Raw genomic sequence first — 18,323 nt, 5'->3', positions numbered from 1 at the left:
GCCAATGCCCGGCTTCTTTGACTTGGGGGCTTGATGGTGTAGAGGTGTCGCGCCGCCTTCACTTCTCGCCTCTTGGCGGCGGGCAGCCGCTTTTTGGCCGGACCGATCGTTCGGCCCAACCTCAGGAACACGTTCATGGAAATCAAGCGTTTCGAAACCGGCCCCCGTATGAGCCAGGCCGTGGTCTACAACAACACCGTCTACCTCGCCGGCCAGGTCGGCAACGCCGGTGACGATGTCGTGACGCAGACCAAGCAGGCGCTTGCCGAAGTCGACCGTCTTCTGGCGCTCGCCGGCACCGACAAGACCCGCATCCTCTCGGCCACCATCTGGCTCGCCGACATGGCAGACTTCCCGAAGATGAACTCGGTCTGGGACGCCTGGGCACCGCAGGGCCACACCCCGGCTCGCGCCACCGGCGAAGCCAAGCTCGCGACCCCGGAATACCTCGTCGAAGTCATCGTCGTCGCCGCTGCCGCCTAAGGCCTGCGCTACGGGATTTCCCGTCTTCTTATTCCTGCGCCGCCGGACTGCCGTCCGGCGGCGTTTTTCGTTCCCATTTCAGTTCCCTTGCGCGGAACCAAACGGCGCACCGGCACGTTAAGTGTCCAATCCGAAGAAGCAGGCCAAAACCGGCCGCCACGATTGGGAGGACTGTCTATGCTTTACTGGCTGCCCCGTGTCTGTGTCCTTCTCCTGGCGGGCGTCATGATCGGTTTCGGTCTTCTTCCCTACACCGCCGCAGGTGTCGCCCATACCTTGCTCGTCATCATCCTTGGGCTTGGCCTATTGTCGCTGACCCTGCATGTCTTCCCGCCGGAACACCATTGACCGTGCAAGATCATTCACGCGATGTGCCGCAAGCCGGGCCGGAGCAAAAGGCAGGGCGGCCTGATCTGTTGACCGGAAACGCGAACGAACCGCGCGCGGCCCTGACTGAAGGACGGCGAGGCATGATCGCGAATACGCTGCGTCGGGCGGGTGCCGCCCAGCAGCGCAAGCGTGCGCGGTGGATCGTCGAGGAAGAGGCTGCCGTTGCGACGGCGGCGCCATCGACAGCCCCGCGGCGCGACGGCATCGATCTGATGGTCGCCTGGAGTATTATCGGCCTCTTCGCCATTGCCGCATGCGCGGGCATCTACGCCATGGAAACGATCCTCCTGCCGATCACGCTCGCAATCGTCGTCGGCGTCGTGCTCGGCCGGACGGCCGACGGACTGGCGCGTTATGGCCTGCCGCCGATTTTCGGAGGGTTGCTGCTGGCGATCATTTTCGTCACCGGCCTCTCGTGGCTCGTCAATGCCCTCCTGGGTCCGTTGACGGCGCTCGCCTCGGAGGCGCCGAAGCTTGCCGAAAGCGTGGTGGCGCGGGTGATGCCGTTCATTGACCGGTTCGAGTGGCTGCGTCTGGCCGTCGCGCGCAGCGTCGGCAACGATGCGATTGCCGATACCGTCATGAAGAATGCCGGCCCGATGCTTGCCGCCACCGCCGCCGGGCTGACACCCGCTTTGGTGCAGACACTGATCTTTCTCGCAGCACTCGGCCTGTTTCTGCTCGGACGGTTGCAACTGCGCAAGGCGGTCATCCTTGCCTTTGGCAGCCGTGAGCGGCGGCTTAGCGCCATTCGCATCATGAACGGCATCGAGGATGCGTTGGCGCGATACTTCTCGATCGCCAGCGTCATCTATTTCTCGCTCGGTCTCGTTGCGACGGTGATCGCTTTTGTCGGGGGTCTGGGTATGGCGCCGCTGTGGGGCCTGTTCGCTTTCGTCTCCAGCTTCATTCCCTATCTCGGCGTCACGGCGATGACGCTGAGCCTGCTGGTGGCGGGGCTGATGACGCACGAGGTGCTGTGGCTGGCATTGGCGCCGGCGGTGGCCTTCTTCGTCGTTCACCTTGCGATGGAAAACCTTGCCATTCCGGCCATCCTCGGCAACGAGCTTGAGGTGAACCCGTTCTTGATCTTCCTGGCGATCGTGTTCTGGACCTGGATGTGGGGGGCGGTCGGCGCCATGCTGGCGCTGCCGCTCTCTCTCATCGTCCTCGCCATCGTCGAGGAAATCAGTGACCAGCCGCCTGAACGTCAGCTGCCCGGATAAGGGGATGTGTTGCCCGGCCTAGCGCCGGGCAGAGCGTGCGTGCTCGTCGAAGAACAGCGCCTGGCTGATCAGTGCCTTCACCATGTCCGGATTGAACGGCTTGGTCACGAGAAAGGCTGGCTCCGGCCGCTTGCCGGTCAGCAGCCGCTCGGGGAAGGCGGTGATGAAGATCACCGGCACAGCGGCCTGCGTGAGGATCTCGTTGACGGCGTCGATGCCCGAGCTGCCATCGGCAAGCTGGATGTCGGCCAGAACCATCTTCGGAGAGGTCTTGCGGTAGAGATCGAGCGCCTCGCCGTGGGTGCGGGCGATCCCGGTGACGCGGTGGCCGAGGCTGGTCACCATATCCTCGATATCAAGCGCGATCAGCGGCTCGTCCTCGATGATCAGGACGTCCGTTGCGACCTGGTGCGAAATGTCCTCCGAGGCGACTGTCAGCAGCTTCGAAAACTCGGCCTGGCTGAGGTTCATGACCTCGGCCGCATCGGCGATGGAGAAACCCTCGACCGATACGAGCAGAAACGCCTGGCGCGGCGCCGGCGCGATCAGCGAGAGATTGGCGGCCGCCTGTTTTTCCCATGCGAACGGTGAGGCATTTTCGCTGCGGTCGATCGAGATCTTTTCGAACTGCGAGCAGAACAGCTTGTAGAGGCTGATCCGGTCGTTCGAGGCTTCCGGAAAGAGGCTGATATCCTCGATCAGGGCTTCGAGAACGGCGGCCACATAGCCGTCGCCTGCGGCCTGCGAGCCTGTGACGGCCCGCGCGTAACGGCGCAGAAAGGGCAGGTGGGGCGCAATCCGGGTCGAAAGTGACATCAACGACTTCCTTACGTGCAATGCGATTCGTTTGATTTCTGAGGATAGGGGGTATGGGGCGGAATAGATGGATGTTTTGAACACGTTTTTCGGCTTAGAGCAAATGGGGGACGTGTTCGAAACGGTGTGCCGGCGATTTCGCAAGGGCAGCAAAAGCCGTGAAGGACTAAGCGGTGGTGGGACGCAGCATGGATGAAGAAACCGGAAAGCACGGCGGCGTAGGCCAACAGCGCGGAGGCACTGCCGAAACGCTCGAAATCGGCGGCTCGATCGGCACCAGCTTGAAGGCGCTCTATCGGTCGCTGGAGCAGGAGCCCGTTCCGGAACTCTTTCTCAATCTTCTTGAAAAACTCGATGAAGCGGAGGCTGCGGCCAAAGTCCCGTCGAAGGGTGGGGTTCCGCTTTGAGGGGGAAGAAACGGGCGGCTGCCCGTTTCTTTATGAGATGCGCCGATCAGCAGGCGGCTTCGTAGCGGCGGCCGTAGCGGTCGCGATAGATGCAGCGGCCCGGTTCGTTGGCGTTGCCGATGAGCGCGCCGGCGACGCCGCCGATGGCCGCGCCCACGGCCGCACCCCTGACATTGCCCGTCGCCGCACCGCCGACGATGGCACCGCCGGTTGCGCCGATCGCCGCGCCCTTTTCTGTCTGCGTGCATGCCGCGAGGGGGAGGATCAGGCTTGCTACGATAAGTATCTTCTTCATGACGCGTTCCTATCCGAGGGTTGCTTTGTTGAACTGAGAATCAATTTTCGGTGAAATCGATTTGCCCGCGACTGGTGACGAACAGAATGACGACAATGAGGCATAGCCCGTACCCGATGCCGCGCCGTCCTGATCGACTTTTGATGTTACCTTTCGGCGCTCGTAATGAGCGAGCCGCTTGTGGTGTGTCCTTGCCTCGCCAGTATATCCTCCGTCGCTCGGCCGCGGTCGCAGCGCTTGTTATCGTTGCGAAAACGAGACCGGGGCATTTTTGTTCCATTGTTGGGGTGGCCGACGGTCGATGTCCGTCCCGGTTGTGGGCCGTGGTCGCCCGCTGAACGCTGTGGGCGAATGACGCCTCCCGGCCGTCTCTGGGCCGCTCAAACGCGCAGCTGACGCCAAGGTTCCAGGAAATATTTCGCGCCCATTCGCGGAACCGCAGATCGCACATTTCCGTTTGCTGTTGGAGTTTGACGCAAGGGAGCATGCGAATGGAACACATTGCCGCCATCATGGTCCTGGTCGGCTGCATGCAGACGACAGAGGCCTGCCGCGAAGTGCCGGCGCCCACCGTGGCTTTCGAGACCGTAGACGAATGCCGCGAACTGCTTTCGCCTGCGATCGAGGCGACATCGACGAGCTTCAAGCACGCCTACGGGGCCTGCGCGGAAGTCGATCCGGCGCTGTTCGTAGAAGACGCGACCATCGAGTGGCAGGTGAAGGCGCCTGGCCGTCTGCAGGTCGAGGTCAAGGTCGATGACGGCAGCTATGCCGTTGCCGCGCGAAGCGAAAGCGGCGCCAAGGCTCGCAACTGATTTCACCGGTAGCTCTTGGGCAATTGCGCTAGGGCGACTGCATCAACCGAAAGGATCGGAAATGAACTGGGACATTGTTGAAGGCAAATGGCACGAGTTGAAGGGTAAGGCTCAGTCGCAGTGGGGTAAGCTCACCAACGACGACCTCGATATCATCGATGGCCGCAGGGAAGAACTCGCCGGGCGGATCCAGGCGCGATACGGCGTTGCACGTGACGAGGCGGAGCGGCAGATCGACGACTGGATGTCGCGCCGCTAGGCGGTTCGCGGCAAGCAGTCAGTCTTGCTTCCCCGGAAGAACGACGCCAAGACAAAAGCCGCGCGACACCTGTCGCGCGGCTTTTTGTTTGTCATGCGCATCGCGCTTATTTCTTCTTTGCCTTGGCCTCTCGCCTGCGAAGTTCTTCAAGCAGAGACTGAAGCTTGGCGCTTTGTTCTTCGCCGTCCGTGTACAGGTCGCGCATCGTCTTTCCGATGTGAAGATTTCTATCGGAGAGATGCGTCCGCTCCCGTCCGGCTTCGGTCGCCGTTTTCCAGATATGTGCTGTCGGCATCTTCATTTCGACCCTGCGTTCCATGGATGAAGAACGTCAGAGTATTGCGAAGGTTCCGGGCATTTCCGGTGCAAACCGTGCCGATTTGGGACTCTTTCGTCTTTCATCGTAAACAGAATATTAATGTCGAGTGACGCCACGGAATTCCGCGCGCCGATTTTGATCGAGAACTGGAACAAATTGAAAGCTATCGCGTTTGCATTGCAGTGATTTAGGCAAGGAGAATTGCTATGTTATACTACGCGCTTGTCTTCCTCGTTGTGGCAATCATAGCGGGTGTACTTGGGTTTGGGGGTATTGCCGGCACGTCCGCGGGCATCGCGCAGATCCTCTTCTTCCTTTTCCTGGTCTTTCTGGTGATTTCGCTCGTTGCCGGCCTGGTGCGCCGCGGCTGAGCGGCCCTATTTGAGTTGTTAGGCATAAACAGGAAACGGGCGGCGTCACAGCCGCCCTCGATGTGTTTGGTGGCCGAATCGTCTTGCTTGCCCTTGCTGGCCCGCTTGGCTATTGATGCCCCAATTGTCGTTTTCGCCCCGGGGTATCGAACATCATGAAATCGCTGGAACTGCTCGTCGAGCGGATCATCCTGTCCAGCCGCTGGCTTCTCGTCATCTTCTACCTTGGCCTGGTCGCGGCACTTGCCCTCTACGGCATCTCGTTCGCCTTCAAGCTGCTGAAGATCGCCAGCATGGTCTTCGTCTATGACGATGCGCAGATGATTCTGGCGATGCTCGGCCTGATCGATGCAGCGCTCGTGGCCAGCCTGATCGTGATGGTGATGATTTCCGGTTACGAGAATTTCGTCAGCCGCTTCGACGAAGGCGATGCGGAGGTCTCCTTCCTCGGCAAGCTCGATTCCGGCAGCCTGAAGATCAAGGTTGCGTCGTCGATCGTGGCCATTTCCTCGATCCACCTGCTGCAGATCTTCTTAAACGCGCAGCAATATTCGAGCGAGCAGTTGATGTGGGCGACGATCATACATCTGGCCTTTGTCGTCTCGGCCGTACTGCTCGGCTATCTCGAGCAAATCATGAATGCGCTGAAGAAGAAGTGATATTGGTGCCGCGGCTTCACGCAAAGCCGCGGTTTGTCTTGATCGAGCAACGGGGCAGCCTGAGATGAAGACTGACGTAGTGGTTCTGGGCGCCGGCATCGTCGGCATTTCCACCGCCATCCATCTCGCCCGCCGCGGCAAGTCGGTGGTGCTGCTCGATCGTCGTGGCCCCGGCGAGGAAACCTCCTACGGCAACGCCGGCCTGATCCAGCGCGAAGGCGTCTTTCCATACGGCTTCCCGCATGATTTCGGCGCACTCTTCCGCTACGCGCTCAACAACACCATCGACGCCCATTACCATTTCCGCGCCCTTCCGGGCCTGGTGCCGTTCCTCGCCCGCTACTGGTGGCATTCCGGCTTTACCCAGCACCGGCGCATCGCCCAGCTCTATGCGCCGCTGATCGAGCATTCGATCACCGAACATCAGGATCTGATCGAGGCGTCCGGAGCCGGCGACCTCATCCGTAAGGACGGCTGGATGAAGGTGTTCCGCACCGAGAAGGAACGCGACGCCGCGTACAAGGAAGCGGAAAAGCTCTCGGCGGGCTTCGGCGTCAACCACCAGAAGCTTTCGACGAGCGAGCTGAAGACGCTGGAGCCGTCGATCAAGGCCGATCTCGTCGGCGGTCTGCGCTGGAGCGATCCCTGGTCGATCCGCGATCCGCACAGCCTCAACAAGGCCTATCTCGCCTACTTCCAGTCCCTGGGCGGACGGCTGATTTCCGGCGATGCGGCGACGACCGAACACGTACTCGAAGGTCCCGGTTGGCGCGTCGCCACCCCGGAAGGGCCGCTGGAAGCCCGCGAAGTCGTCGTGGCGCTCGGCCCCTGGGCCGATACGGTTACCCGCAAGCTCGGCTATCATTTCCCGCTGGCTGTGAAGCGTGGCTACCACATGCACTACGGCATGCAGGACGGCGCGCAGCTCAACAACTGGGTGCTCGATGCCGAAAAGGGCTACTTCCTGGCGCCGATGCTGCGCGGCATCCGTTTGACGACGGGTGCGGAATTTGCCTGGCGCGATGCGCCGAAGACGCCGGTGCAGCTGACGCGGGCCGAGCGGGTGGCGCGCGAATTCTTCCCGCTTGCCGAACGTCGCGACGAAGAACCCTGGATGGGCGCGCGTCCCTGCACGCCGGATATGATGCCGCTTATCGGCAAGGCGCCGCGTCACGAGGGCCTGTGGTTTGCCTTCGGCCATGCCCATCACGGCATGACGCTTGGGCCGGTCACCGGTCGGGCGCTGGCGGAAGCCATGACCGGCGAAAAGACGGTCATCGACATCGCGCCCTACCGGCCGGAGCGTTTCCTGGCCTGACACGGTCCGAAGCCATAGCATCACGAAGTAGGAAAAGGCCGGACGCTGCGTTTCCGGCCTTGTTCCTTGCCTGATCAGGCGTTGGTGCCGCCGTCGATGGTGAATTCGGCGCCCGTTACGCTGCGGCCGTCAGGCCCCGCCAGCCAGGCGACGACGCCTGCTACGTCGCTCGCCTCGTTGAAACGCGGGATCGCCATCAGTCCGCGCTGCGGGCCGGCATGTTCGCCGTTGGCCGGGTTCATGTCCGTGTCGGTCGAGCCAGGATGGACGATGTTGACGGTGATGCCCTTCGGCCCGAGATCGCGCGCCACCGCTTTGGTGAAGCCAATCAGCGCGCTCTTGCTCAGCACATAAAGGCTCATGCCCGGCCATGGGACGCGGGCGGCGAGGTTGCTGCCGATGTTGATGACGCGCCCGCCATCCGGCATGTGCGCCGAAGCGGCGCGCGTGGCGAGAAACACCGCCTTCACATTGACGTCGATCGTCCGGTCGAAATCCTCCTCAGTCACCTCGTCCACCGTTCCGGCGTCGAAGATGCCGGCATTGTTGACGAGGATATCGATGCGACCGTGTTTTTCCGCGACCGTCTTGACGGCGGCTTCAACCGCGCCCGGATCGCGGTTGTCCGCCTGGATCGCCAGTGCGCTGCCGCCATCCCCCGTGATCTCCGCCACGAGCGCCTCGGCCTTTTCTTTCGACTGGCTGTAGGTCACCGCCACGGTTGCGCCGTCGCTTGCCAGGCGCCTTGCGATCGCTGCACCGATGCCGCGGCTGCCGCCCGTCACCAGGGCCACCTTGTCTTTCAAACTCGTCACTGGTTTCTCCAAATCTGTAGTGATCGATACATATAAGGGGAAACGACTTGCCATCCGCTGTCAAGCGATTTATGTATTGATCGATACAAAAAAGGATCAGCCGAGATGAGCCGCGGGCGGCCACGCAATTTTTCGAGGGACGAGGCGCTTGCAAGCGCCATGCAGCTCTTCTGGGACAAGGGCTATGACAATACCTCGCTGTCGGATCTGACTCGGGCCATGGGATTGAACCCGCCGAGCCTCTACGCTGCCTTCGGCAGCAAGGCGCAGCTCTTCATCGAGGCCGTGGACCTTTACGGCCGCACCGACGGTGCCGGCATCTGGGATGAACTGGAGACGGTTCCGACCGCAAAGGCGGCGGTGCACGACCTGTTGAGACGCACGGCCGAGAATTTTACACAGCGTGGCGAGCCGAGAGGCTGCATGGTGGTTCTGTCGGCACCGCAGATGGCGGGTGGTGATGCGGAGGTCTGTGACGCACTGAAGCTGCGTCGGCTGGAGAAGCAGATGGCTCTGGAGCAGCGTTTCGAGCGCGCAGTCGAGGAAGGCGAACTGCCTGTGGGTGTCGACTGCGCCGCGATTGCCGCCTACGTCGCCTCGCTGCAGCACGGCATGTCGATCCAGGCGCGCGACGGCGCCACGCGGGAAACCCTGGTCGCGATCGCCGACTGCGCCGCAGCCGGCTGGGACGCGATGATATCCGCAAACATCCGGCCGGACTGACGAACGACGTCTAACGGACACAGCCGATCCGTCATTCGGCCTCATGATTTTTGTTCAGGTGAACGACGACGCGAGGGCCGGAGATCAAAAGCCTCCGGCCCACCGGTTTGCGCGTGCTCCGTCCTGCTTACGGCGCCGGCTGCGTCATTTCGGGTGTCGTGCCAGGGGTCGAGTTCGGGCTAGCGCCCTGTGTTCCCTGCTGCGGCGTTGCTTCCGGGGCCGGCTGGGTCGTCGTTCCACCGGCGGGAGCCGTGCCCGTATCGGCCGGCGGTGTGGCCTGGCCCGTCGTTCCGGTTGCCGGCTGGTCGGTGGTCGACGGCGGCGCTACCGTGTTGGCGGTGTCGCGGCTCAGTTCGGCCGGCAGCCAGGCGATCAACGCCAGCACCAAGCCGGCGAGCAGGATGATGATGATTGGCCAGCTGCTGCGTCTGGGGGGCTCGACAGGTACGTCGCTGAGGTGCGTTTGCGCAGTGGGTTGGGGCAGCGGCTGCCCAGTCACGGGGTCGATGACCGGCTTTTCCTTGAACTCTTCGTGCTGGTTCATTGCGTTGATCCTTTCTTGATCTCCTCGTGGCCTCGGCCGGCTGCTCCTGAACCTTCCCGGGGCAGCGGTGGGCGCCGGATTTCGTGCGCTCGCGAGACAGAGCGGCGGGGCGCGCTCGGATCGGCGCGCCGTAACCGTAAACGCGTGAAAATTTGCAATGTTCCGACCGCTACAACCCAAGGGACGTTCGATCGTCGTCGCCCGCTTTACAGCGGAGGTTTCCGCTGCATGATGGTAGCGCTCACGGGAGGGTAGAACGGCATGGCGGATCCGGTATTTCAAAATGGCACCTTTGTCGGTCGCGCCTGGCGAGCCGATGTCGGCGGCCCGTCGGTAGTTGTGATCCGTGACGGCGCGCTCTTCGACATCACCTCGAAGGCAGCGCCCACCATGCGCGACCTCCTCGAACACCCGGATCCCGTTGCGCACGTCCGCTCCACCCAGGGCGAGCGGCTTGTCGCGCTCGAGGATTGCCTCGGACAGAAGGCGGATCCGTCCGCCCTGCATCTCCTTGCGCCCTGCGATCTGCAGGCGGTGAAGGCCTGTGGTGTCACCTTCGCGCGCTCGATGATCGAGCGCGTCATCGAGGAGCGGGCGGCGGGCGATGCGTCGCGCGCCGAAACGATCCGCGCCCGCGTCACAGCCGTCATCGGCGACAGTCTGCGAAACCTGAAGCCCGGTTCGCCGGAGGCGGCCCGCGTCAAGGCAGCCCTCATCGAAGAGGGCGTCTGGTCGCAGTATCTGGAGGTCGGCATCGGCCCGGACGCGGAGGTCTTCACCAAGGCGCAGGTTCTCTCGGCGGTCGGCCCGGGCGCCGATGTCGGCCTGCACCCGGCCTCACGCTGGAACAATCCGGAGCCGGAGATCGTGCTTGCGGTTTCCTCGAGCGGCCAGGTGAGGGGTGCCACCCTCGGCAACGACGTCAACCTGCGCGACATCGAGGGGCGCTCGGCGCTGCTTCTCGGCAAGGCCAAGGACAACAACGCCTCATGCGCCGTCGGTCCCTTTATCCGCCTCTTCGATGAAACCTACGGGATCGACGATGTCCGCAAGGCCGAACTGACGCTCCTGGTCGAAGGCGAGGACGGCTACCGCCTGACCGGCCGCAGTTCGATGGCCGAAATCAGCCGCGACCCGCTCGACCTCGTCGCTCAGACGATTGGCCCGCACCACCAGTATCCTGATGGCCTGATGCTGTTCATGGGCACCCTCTTTGCGCCCGTCGAAGACCGCGACGAGCCCGGCCAGGGCTTCACCCACAAGCTCGGCGACGTGGTGACGATCGCCAGTGCCGAACTCGGGTCGCTGACCAACACGGTCAGGCTTTCGACCGAATGTGCGCCCTGGAGCTTTGGCGCAGCGGCGCTGATGCGCAATCTGGCAGGACGGCGGCTGCTGTAAGGAGCAAGCTCACGGCCGAACGCGTCTGCACGGTCACTATGTCATGTCCCGCATAACCCAGAGCGACCGACCCGCATGCGCAATGTCAGGCACGGCCCGTAGGCGCGCATCATCCCGGAGCCGTATGGCCTCCACCGTATCCATGGAAAAAACCCGCCCATCCGTCTCGTTGGCGTTTGGGGTAATCCACCAGCGCCGACCCTCCTGGCAAAGTCCGGCTTCCGGATGTTCCTGGATGTACTCGATCGCATAGGCTGCATCCGCTTTTCTATCGGTATCGAGCATGAGTCTTCCTCCGCCTGATCGTTTCGGGAGAGGTGTGATCATGCGCTTGTTTGGCCGAAGCCGCCAATGTCGACCTTAGCCACCTGATGAATAGCGTGCTGCTTTCGACCGAGTGCGTACCGACACCTACTTGGGGAAAGTGATTCCCTTACTTAGGTCCTCCAGATCGTACCTGTCGTCATGCGGCGTTCCGTTGATGTCCCCAGTGATCCTCACGTCTGCGATGCCGTTGTTTGTATCAGCCGAGAATTTGAGGCTTGTGTCCTTTTTGACGCTGCGCCCGACGATAGGTTCCAACTTGTCGTCCACGCAGTAGCTGCCGGGCAATTCGTCTATCATCGTTAAATTGTTGCAGTCCTGCTTAAATTTCACGGTTGAGGTGATCGACATGACATTCTCCGTTAGAGAGTCCGGCTAGTCGCGGTTTAGTCGGCGGTCGCGATGCGCCATCGATTGGGTGATCGCATATGAGGTCGGCGACCGCTTTCCGGGCAGGTTCGCGTCTAGAATGAGCGTCTGCGCATCGCCAAAGCTAGTCGCGATTTCAATCAACTCTGTCGATGCCCGAATGCGCCACATTTGATAGGATGCACCTGCGATCGAATCGAAGCCGCAACCGACCGCTGCTTCGGCCTTCGGGCCTGTCACGATGAAGATTCGATGGGAATCCAGCCTGTAGCAATGCCCGTCGAATGCGTAGCCGTAGGCCAAGACGATAGAGTAGTCGCCCGCCTTGAGGCCGCCACCGTCCTTAAACAGTTGGACCCGAAGCTCGGTACTATGGCCTTCACCGATATCGAACCTGCCATAGTCATCGTTTGCGTTGAGCTTGACGCCGTAGAGAACAAGCTCGTCCGCTTTGTATCTGCCAGTTGCCGGTGCCGGTACATGTTCGTAGTCCATCTCGTTCTCCCTCTGTTTCACCAAAGAATTTCGCGCCATCGCATGCAATCTTCAAACTGTTCGACATAGGCTCGACCACGTCCCCGATCGGCGGCCGTCAAAAAGGCTTCCGCTGCCGCTTCGAAGGTGACGTCGTCGGGTTCCAGAAACCGCCAGGAGCGAACGACGCTCTCGCCGACGATGTCTCGCGCCTCTTCTAGGGCAGCCTTGCTGGCAAAGTGCTTCAGCTCGTAGTCCGCTCTTGATGGGCGCAACGTCGCTTCGATGAGCTCTGGCGCCAGTTGCTGGCGCAGGTTGCCGAACTGGCGAGGATCGAGGTCGGACAGTCCTCGCTCGAAGAGCAGTGTCTGATAGACCTCGACCAAGCAGTCGAAGAGCCCTCCGGCAAATGGCTTGGAATGATCGTGCACTTCATGGCTGACGTCGCCCGCGCGCAGCGAATTGTTGAAGGTGCGGATCTGCCTTTCGTCGCTGAGCTCGGCGAAGCGATCGAGTTCGTTGTTGATCAAAAGGTTGCCGCCGGTGCGGCGCAGGATGCGATCCGCGGCTGTATCGAAATGCAGCAAGCCGAGCAGCGATGCGAAGTCGGCGACCGCTTCGTGATAGGCAAAAAACTCGCTGCCGGCGCCGTCGCCCTCAAGCAGGCCCAGTTCGCTGAGAAGGATCAGGTGGCCCATCTCATGGGCGACGGAATCGAAATTGAGCGCGAATCGCGACGTCACTCTCGCAGGTTCGCTTTCCCCGAATTCCACAAAGCCGAAGCCCGATTGTGCGTTGTCCCAGTCGGCAATGTGCGGAATGATCTCCAGCCGGCTCAGGGTCGGTTCGAAGAACCATCTGATTTCGCGCCCGACATAGCCCTCGAAGATATCCAGCACGCGCCGTGCGCAGGCAAAGCTGTGTGTCGCCAGAAAGGCAGGCGAGTCCGGCGTGATGTAATCGAAATGTCCGTCAGCGTCCGGTTCCACCGGCGGGCAGAGTGCGCCGGCATAGGGCGGCAGGATAGGGTAGGCATAGGGCCTCTTGGTTTCGAGCGGATCGGCGACATACATGCGCCGGTCGGACGGGCCGGCCGTAATCCCGCCTGCCGAAGGGGCGAGCCAGACCACCTCGGGTTTCTCGTAACCTGGAATGTATGGGGGTTGCGGAAAGACAAGAAAGCGCGTTCCGAGACGCGGTGAAGCGGCTCTGCCCGGGTCGGCGTCGGACGTGTGAGCGGCGGCATCCATGTTGGCCTCTCTCGCGGTTTCAATATCACCTGTGATTGTAAAATTCGATTAACTTGTTCGTACTAATCCGCTCGGAATATTTCATCGAGCAGCTCAGCGTATTGAAGATCGTATGCAAAAGCCTCGGTCATCTCGAACGCGTTGCTCTTGTCCGGGCCTTTGCGCCGAAGTTTAAAGGTGGAGATCGCCTTTAGTAGTTCGATTGCGTCAAGTTTCTTCTGTCTCGGTAATCCGATTGCGAGATGACGTCTTAATCGCTCAATATCAGGGTCGTTGTTATTATTCCTGACACTGTCGAGGATGGTGCTGTAGCTGCGCTCGGAATAATGAAGCGATCGTGCCGCCTGTTCGAGTGCAACGCGCAGTTCGTGTGTGATGATGCCCCTTCGTTCAGACTGTTTCAGTGTCAGCCTGATGTCAATGAGGGCTTCGGTGAGAGCTCTTGAACCCAGTTCGGGCGGCGCCATCGCCACAGCGACGTCGGCGTCGTCGGCAAGCCTCGTGCGCCGATACCAACGGTAGACGAAGCCATAGCCGATCATTCCTTCGTCGCTGAGTTCCGCCGCACGGACGGCGCCCATGCTGGATGCGCCGCAGACATACACGCCCTTTGCCAAGGCCCAGAGGATCTCCTTGTGCCGGACCGCCGGCCGCTGCGCAAACTCGCCATCGATGATCGCGATCACCGCCGGGCGATGTTTCAGCACGGCGCGCACGACGTCCCCCTGCCCGGCGGGCGGAAGATAGGTCGCATCGAGCTGTGCTCGCGCCTCGGCGGCACTCAGCGTTGGTCCGAGGAAGACGATCGTTTCACTCCTCAATGCTGACCTCCAGGGGCGGGGCAACCACCCTGACCACATGCAGAGGGAGCGCTTCGTCCGAGAACAGGACCACGACGACGACCGCTTTGACACCAGCGGCGACCATCGCCTCGAGAATGGCCGGTAACGGGTTTTCGCCCAAGTGCGCAGACGCGTTTTCGGGAAAGGGCAGACCGCCGCGCGACAGGGTTTCGAACCAGGCGATCAGTTCGCTTCGTTCCGGTGGGGCGTAGAAGCGGCCGATCACATCTTCCCGGGTCGCGGCGATGGCGCCGAGGCGCGACTGGCACGCCTCGAGAAGAGCCTTGGCAAGGGCGCGGTCATGATCGATGTCGCAGCCGAAGCCAGACGCCGGCAAGGGGGCCAGCGGAACCCGCGCCGGGTCTTCCATGACATGACACCAATAGGCGGGCAGGCCACTCGGGCTTGGTAACGCCCATACGCCCGCAGCCAGCCCCGCCTGGCGCAGCCGGCCAAGGATTTCGCCGGATTTGCCCCCGCCAATGGTGTCGACACCGATCTGGTAGCGGTCGAAGAAATGCGGCCGCCTGGTGGCCAGATGATGCGCGTGGCGTTCGAGGATCTCAAGGCAGCCGTGAATCAGTGCCTGCTGCAGGCTCGTGCCTGCGGCAAGCCCGGTGGTGTTGCGTTGAAGCCAGTGCGGATGCGGAGAGGGGATGACGTAATTTGTGTCGACCGCCGCCAGCGGCACGGGCCGGAAAGAGCCGGAGATCAGATCCCAGCCTGAAATCCAGGCGAGATCGTTGCTGTCGGCCGGCGGCGTTGCAGCCGGATGGAGATGCGACCACATCCCGTCGGCATTCATGTCCGCAAGGCTGGCCCGCCACACGCGCTCCGCCGGTATGCGCTCCGATGCCCATCCTTCAAGCGATTCCATCAGGCCGGAGATGGCGGCTTGGGCATAGCTGAGGCCCTTGCCCTGATTGACCGAAACCGAGCGCGAGGCCGGGCGGACCACCTGCACGACCGGTATGCCGATCCGATCGAGCCCGGTTACCGATCCGAGGCGGGTGATCCCGAAATCCCGTCGGAGGGCGAGAATTTTCTCCACGGTTTGCCAGGTGTCGGGAGGGGCTGGGGAGGGGGCGTTCAGCACGCCCTCGAGCGATCGGTCCTGGAACGAAACGCTCGCCATCGCCGACTAGCCGAAGTGATGTCGCAAATCGTGCCCGGCGCGCTTGGCCAGCCATTCGGCGCCCTGCGTCTCGGCCGATTGCAAGGCATATCGCAGGTCGCGCCGTGCCCGCGCAGGAGCGTCGCCGAGCGCCAGCCGCAGATGCGCCCTTCGCCGGTAGAGCTCCGCAAGCCAGAACCATTGGCCGCTCTTGCGGCCAAGCGCGATGGCGTTCTCGATCGGGACGACCGCCGCTCCGGGATCTCCCATGCGTTCCAGGATCTCGGAGTGCATGTCGCTGTGGATCGACAGATTGTCGTCGGTCCCCGTGAGCTTTTGGAGGCGCAGCCCTTCCTCGAAGCGCGCAGCGCCCCGCTCCGGTGACGAGGCCATGGCTTCCGCCCAGCCGCAATACATATTGGCGCGCGCCTGGCTCGCCACCAGGCCATTTTCGTCGGCGAGCGCCAGCATGCGTTCGCCGAGGCTGTGCACGTCTTCATATCGCTGCTGGCAGCGGCGCAAAACGATTCCGTAGTAGAGCGCATGCACCATGCTGCCGACATGCTCCGTCCTGTCGGCCCACTCCAGGCATTGCCGGATGGCCGCCTCGCTCGGTTCGTGTGCGTCCGTCAGAAGGTAGGACAAGGCGCTTTCGCCAAGGCCGCAGACCTTGGCGTCGTGGCCGCCGTAGAAGGCGCGATTGCGAAGCGCCCGTTCCGCGTCATATAGGGCGATGCCCTTGCCGACGCAGTCCAGGCAGTAGTCGTGATGGCCTGCATGGAAGCTCGTCGCCCAGCCGCAATGATAAGCCTGAAGCCGCGTTTCGGGATCCCGGGCGCCCTCCATGTCGCTCACCAGCACGCGCGCCCGCGATTGTTGCAGAGAAATGTTCGGAGCGGTGAACCACCAGCCCCAATAGAGCGGCAGGCGCTCTTCGCGGTTGGCGGAGCCGTCGCGCTTGAGCAGTGAAATGGCGCGCGCGTAGGTCCGGCGGGCCAGTTGCGACCCTTCGCCCTCGAGCGCCGTCGCCACGACGCCCTGAAGCTGCAGCAGGTCCAGCAGGAACTGACGGCGATCCACGTGCCGCCGCATCGCCGCGATCTCGCGGGCGCAAAGATCGAGCGACTGGCGGGCCTCGCGCATCGCCGATCGCAGGACGCACGCCTCCGCCGCCTTCATTGCAAATTGCGCCGCCTGGAGATGGAGGCCAGCTTCGGCGCATTGCCAGGCGGCCACGGCTGGCGGCACGCTCGGCACGTCCTCCTCGCTTAGCAATTGGGCGATGCGTTTGTGGAACCTGCGCCGGTCGGTGCGAAGCAGGCTGCCATAGGTCGCCTCATGCTGGAGCACGTGGCGGAACTGGAAGGCGTCGTTGGATGTGGCGCCTTGTTCGATCACGCCATGCGCGACGAGTGCGGCAAGGTCCGCTCCGAGCGACGCTGCAGCCGCGCCATCGAGCAGCCGATTGAGCAGGCTGACGCTGAACTCCCTGCCGATGACGCTTGCCAGTTGGGCAACGCGGCGGGCGCTTCCAACCTTCGCAAGCTTGACGGCTAGGAGATCGTTCAGCGACGAAACGCCTTCTTCGACGAGCAGCTTCGTCCAGCTGGCGGCGGCAGGCGCGACGGAATGCCGGCTCCGAAGCAGAAGCGCGAGCTCCTTGGCATAAAGCGGCAGTCCGTCGCATTGCTGCAGAATGAAGGACACTAGGCCTGCGGGTGGCGCGCCGCCCCATACGGAGGCGACCAGGCTCTTCATCGCCGCGGTTCCGAGGCCTTGGAGGGGCAGGCTTTCGGCGGCTGCAACCGCCGTCGGTCCACGCGAGGTCTGGACCACTAGAACCGGACGATGGCGAGCGTGGCTCACCAGGTGCTCGAGCATCGTCAGGGTCATGCTGTCGGCCCAGTGCACGTCCTCGATCACGATGAGCTTGGCCGCGTCGCCAGCACACAGGATCTGCACGGCCGCCCGGATGACATCCTTTCGGAACGCCTCGCCGGAGAGATCGGCAACCTGGATATTGCCGGCCTTGCGTCGCGAATCGCCGCCGGTAAACGTGGCGATCGCGCGCGCCGCGCGCTCATCGACGGGAAGCCCGATGCCGTGCAGGGCCTCCCGCAGCTGCGGTGCGTTGCCGCGCTGCAGGACATCCTTTCCCACGCTTGCTTCCAGAAAGCCGATCAGCGGCTGCATGGGCTCGCCGGTCATCCGTGCATCGCATTGCAGAAGAATATCGGCATCGTTTTCGCGCCCGAGCGAGCGGCGCAGTTCGGCGACGAGCCGGGACTTGCCGATACCGGCTTCCCCGGTCACGGCGACCGATCTGCCAGTGCCGCTGCATGCGGCGTTCCACTCGATCGTGAGCCGCGCCAGCTCTTTCTCGCGCCCGCCCATCGGCGCGCCGCGCGCCGGGTTCGACCGGTCGCGGAGAGATCCAGGGCTTCTGGCAAGAGGCTGCCACAACGCCGACGGTTCAGAGAAGCCCTTGAGAGCGGCGTCGCGCAAGAAAGTATAGTCGAACCTGTTTCGGGTGAGCTGGTAGGTTGCCTCGGCAACAAGGACCGTATCAGGCTGCGCTTCCGCCTGAAGCCGCGCCGCCAGTATCGGTGCGGTGCCGACAATATCCTTGCCGTCGGAGGAGAGGACGACGACGCTGGTTGCGACACCGACGCGCAACTTGAAGGGTACCGTGCGCGGGCGGTGGCTTTGCCGGGTCGCCATCTCAATGAGCTCCAGAGCCGCCTGGACGGCCATTTCGGCTGCGTCCTCGACCTGCGCCGGATAGCCGAAGTAGCCGCATCCGCCGTCGCCAAGCCGCCGGCTAAGATTGCCCCCATGGCGACGAATGATGTCTTCCGAACTGTTGTGGAGACTGGCGATGGAGCGGAGGTATTTCTCCGGGTCGTTGCTGAGCAACAGCTCGGTCGAACCGACGATATCGTAGAAAACCGCCGTCACCTGGCGCCTTTCGCCGCCGAGCTGAATTTGCGAATCGGACCCCTTCATTCTCGCCATCGCCCAACGTCAGCCGAGTTGACCACATCCCACTCCATTTGCCACGCATAGGCAAGCGACCATGGGGCAGAATATCCTAATATTCCTACCTCAG

The 18,323-nt window shown here is 62.6% G+C and carries 23 protein-coding genes; 11 read left to right on the top strand and 12 right to left on the bottom strand.

Going from position 1 to position 18,323, the window contains the following annotated elements; all coding sequences use genetic code 11:
• Positions 1-135 precede the first annotated feature (135 nt).
• The 3 genes from OVA00_RS15705 to OVA00_RS15695 all read left to right on the top strand — a co-directional run bounded on the left by OVA00_RS15705 (position 136) and on the right by OVA00_RS15695 (position 2,099).
• The gene (locus OVA00_RS15705; RefSeq protein WP_060516475.1) at positions 136-483 is read left to right on the top strand and encodes a RidA family protein; all 348 of its coding nucleotides are present in this window, start codon (positions 136-138) and stop codon (positions 481-483) included.
• Between the two features lie 177 nt (positions 484-660).
• Positions 661-831, top strand: a complete 171-nt coding sequence (locus OVA00_RS15700) for a hypothetical protein (protein WP_089044705.1) — start codon at positions 661-663, stop codon at positions 829-831.
• 137 nt (positions 832-968) lie between these two features.
• A complete protein-coding gene (locus tag OVA00_RS15695) occupies positions 969-2,099 on the top strand; it encodes an AI-2E family transporter (RefSeq protein WP_442780567.1) in 1,131 nt (376 codons plus the stop codon).
• An 18-nt stretch (positions 2,100-2,117) separates the two neighbouring features.
• Here the strand turns inward: OVA00_RS15695 and OVA00_RS15690 are convergent, their stop codons facing one another.
• Positions 2,118-2,915, bottom strand: coding sequence for a response regulator (locus OVA00_RS15690; protein WP_034800852.1), 798 nt, complete (start codon positions 2,913-2,915; stop codon positions 2,118-2,120).
• A gap of 188 nt (positions 2,916-3,103) precedes the next feature.
• On the opposite strand from OVA00_RS15690, the gene OVA00_RS15685 reads away from it, so the two are divergent.
• Complete coding sequence (locus OVA00_RS15685; protein WP_060584014.1) at positions 3,104-3,322, top strand: NepR family anti-sigma factor; 219 nt, start codon at positions 3,104-3,106, stop codon at positions 3,320-3,322.
• 46 nt (positions 3,323-3,368) lie between these two features.
• Here the strand turns inward: OVA00_RS15685 and OVA00_RS15680 are convergent, their stop codons facing one another.
• On the bottom strand, positions 3,369-3,617 hold the full coding sequence (locus OVA00_RS15680) for a glycine zipper domain-containing protein (RefSeq protein WP_034800856.1): 249 nt from the start codon (positions 3,615-3,617) through the stop codon (positions 3,369-3,371).
• Between the two features lie 491 nt (positions 3,618-4,108).
• Between OVA00_RS15680 and OVA00_RS15675 the strand changes: the two genes are divergently transcribed.
• Positions 4,109-4,432 (top strand): hypothetical protein, encoded by a 324-nt coding sequence (locus OVA00_RS15675; protein ID WP_034800858.1) that lies wholly within the window; start codon positions 4,109-4,111, stop codon positions 4,430-4,432.
• A gap of 61 nt (positions 4,433-4,493) precedes the next feature.
• Positions 4,494-4,691, top strand: coding sequence for a CsbD family protein (locus OVA00_RS15670; protein WP_090294925.1), 198 nt, complete (start codon positions 4,494-4,496; stop codon positions 4,689-4,691).
• 106 nt (positions 4,692-4,797) lie between these two features.
• Here the strand turns inward: OVA00_RS15670 and OVA00_RS15665 are convergent, their stop codons facing one another.
• Positions 4,798-4,992 (bottom strand): hypothetical protein, encoded by a 195-nt coding sequence (locus OVA00_RS15665; RefSeq protein WP_060584342.1) that lies wholly within the window; start codon positions 4,990-4,992, stop codon positions 4,798-4,800.
• A 224-nt stretch (positions 4,993-5,216) separates the two neighbouring features.
• Here OVA00_RS15665 and OVA00_RS15660 point away from each other — a divergent pair, with 224 nt between their 5' ends.
• The 3 genes from OVA00_RS15660 to OVA00_RS15650 all read left to right on the top strand — a co-directional run bounded on the left by OVA00_RS15660 (position 5,217) and on the right by OVA00_RS15650 (position 7,358).
• Entirely contained in the window at positions 5,217-5,381 is a 165-nt protein-coding gene (locus OVA00_RS15660; protein WP_034800864.1) for a DUF1328 domain-containing protein, read from the top strand.
• Positions 5,382-5,536: 155 nt separating this feature from the next.
• Positions 5,537-6,040 (top strand): TIGR00645 family protein, encoded by a 504-nt coding sequence (locus tag OVA00_RS15655; RefSeq protein WP_082566270.1) that lies wholly within the window; start codon positions 5,537-5,539, stop codon positions 6,038-6,040.
• Positions 6,041-6,104: 64 nt separating this feature from the next.
• Positions 6,105-7,358, top strand: a complete 1,254-nt coding sequence (locus OVA00_RS15650) for an NAD(P)/FAD-dependent oxidoreductase (protein WP_034800866.1) — start codon at positions 6,105-6,107, stop codon at positions 7,356-7,358.
• Positions 7,359-7,432: 74 nt separating this feature from the next.
• Here the strand turns inward: OVA00_RS15650 and OVA00_RS15645 are convergent, their stop codons facing one another.
• The gene (locus OVA00_RS15645; protein ID WP_082566269.1) at positions 7,433-8,227 is read right to left on the bottom strand and encodes a 3-oxoacyl-ACP reductase family protein; all 795 of its coding nucleotides are present in this window, start codon (positions 8,225-8,227) and stop codon (positions 7,433-7,435) included.
• A 51-nt stretch (positions 8,228-8,278) separates the two neighbouring features.
• Between OVA00_RS15645 and OVA00_RS15640 the strand changes: the two genes are divergently transcribed.
• Positions 8,279-8,896 carry a TetR/AcrR family transcriptional regulator gene (locus tag OVA00_RS15640; protein WP_034800870.1) on the top strand — a complete coding sequence of 206 codons (618 nt, stop codon included), beginning with the start codon at positions 8,279-8,281 and terminating at the stop codon, positions 8,894-8,896.
• 127 nt (positions 8,897-9,023) lie between these two features.
• On the opposite strand, the gene OVA00_RS15635 is transcribed toward OVA00_RS15640, so the two are convergent.
• Entirely contained in the window at positions 9,024-9,440 is a 417-nt protein-coding gene (locus tag OVA00_RS15635) for a hypothetical protein (protein ID WP_051659567.1), read from the bottom strand.
• A gap of 261 nt (positions 9,441-9,701) precedes the next feature.
• Here OVA00_RS15635 and OVA00_RS15630 point away from each other — a divergent pair, with 261 nt between their 5' ends.
• Positions 9,702-10,841, top strand: coding sequence for a fumarylacetoacetate hydrolase family protein (locus OVA00_RS15630; protein WP_034800872.1), 1,140 nt, complete (start codon positions 9,702-9,704; stop codon positions 10,839-10,841).
• 36 nt (positions 10,842-10,877) lie between these two features.
• On the opposite strand, the gene OVA00_RS15625 is transcribed toward OVA00_RS15630, so the two are convergent.
• The 7 genes from OVA00_RS15625 to OVA00_RS15595 all read right to left on the bottom strand — a co-directional run bounded on the left by OVA00_RS15625 (position 10,878) and on the right by OVA00_RS15595 (position 18,220).
• Positions 10,878-11,126, bottom strand: coding sequence for a hypothetical protein (locus OVA00_RS15625; protein WP_034800874.1), 249 nt, complete (start codon positions 11,124-11,126; stop codon positions 10,878-10,880).
• Positions 11,127-11,252: 126 nt separating this feature from the next.
• The gene (locus OVA00_RS15620) at positions 11,253-11,516 is read right to left on the bottom strand and encodes a hypothetical protein (RefSeq protein WP_034800877.1); all 264 of its coding nucleotides are present in this window, start codon (positions 11,514-11,516) and stop codon (positions 11,253-11,255) included.
• Positions 11,517-11,540: 24 nt separating this feature from the next.
• Complete coding sequence (locus OVA00_RS15615) at positions 11,541-12,029, bottom strand: hypothetical protein (RefSeq protein WP_034800879.1); 489 nt, start codon at positions 12,027-12,029, stop codon at positions 11,541-11,543.
• A gap of 17 nt (positions 12,030-12,046) precedes the next feature.
• Positions 12,047-13,258 carry a hypothetical protein gene (locus OVA00_RS15610; protein WP_034800881.1) on the bottom strand — a complete coding sequence of 404 codons (1,212 nt, stop codon included), beginning with the start codon at positions 13,256-13,258 and terminating at the stop codon, positions 12,047-12,049.
• 62 nt (positions 13,259-13,320) lie between these two features.
• Positions 13,321-14,079 (bottom strand): TfuA-like protein, encoded by a 759-nt coding sequence (locus tag OVA00_RS15605; RefSeq protein WP_034800884.1) that lies wholly within the window; start codon positions 14,077-14,079, stop codon positions 13,321-13,323.
• A complete protein-coding gene (locus tag OVA00_RS15600) occupies positions 14,069-15,235 on the bottom strand; it encodes a YcaO-like family protein (protein WP_268089295.1) in 1,167 nt (388 codons plus the stop codon). Before OVA00_RS15600 ends, OVA00_RS15605 begins: the two co-directional genes overlap by 11 nt.
• Positions 15,236-15,241: 6 nt before the next feature.
• On the bottom strand, positions 15,242-18,220 hold the full coding sequence (locus tag OVA00_RS15595) for an ATP-binding protein (protein ID WP_268089294.1): 2,979 nt from the start codon (positions 18,218-18,220) through the stop codon (positions 15,242-15,244).
• Positions 18,221-18,323 lie beyond the last annotated feature (103 nt).

Source organism: Ensifer sp. SL37, from assembly GCF_026672675.1.
Lineage (GTDB): Bacteria > Pseudomonadota > Alphaproteobacteria > Rhizobiales > Rhizobiaceae > Ensifer > Ensifer adhaerens.
The sequence above is the reverse complement of the archived record's forward strand: the minus strand, read 5'-3'. Positions and strand labels throughout refer to the sequence as shown.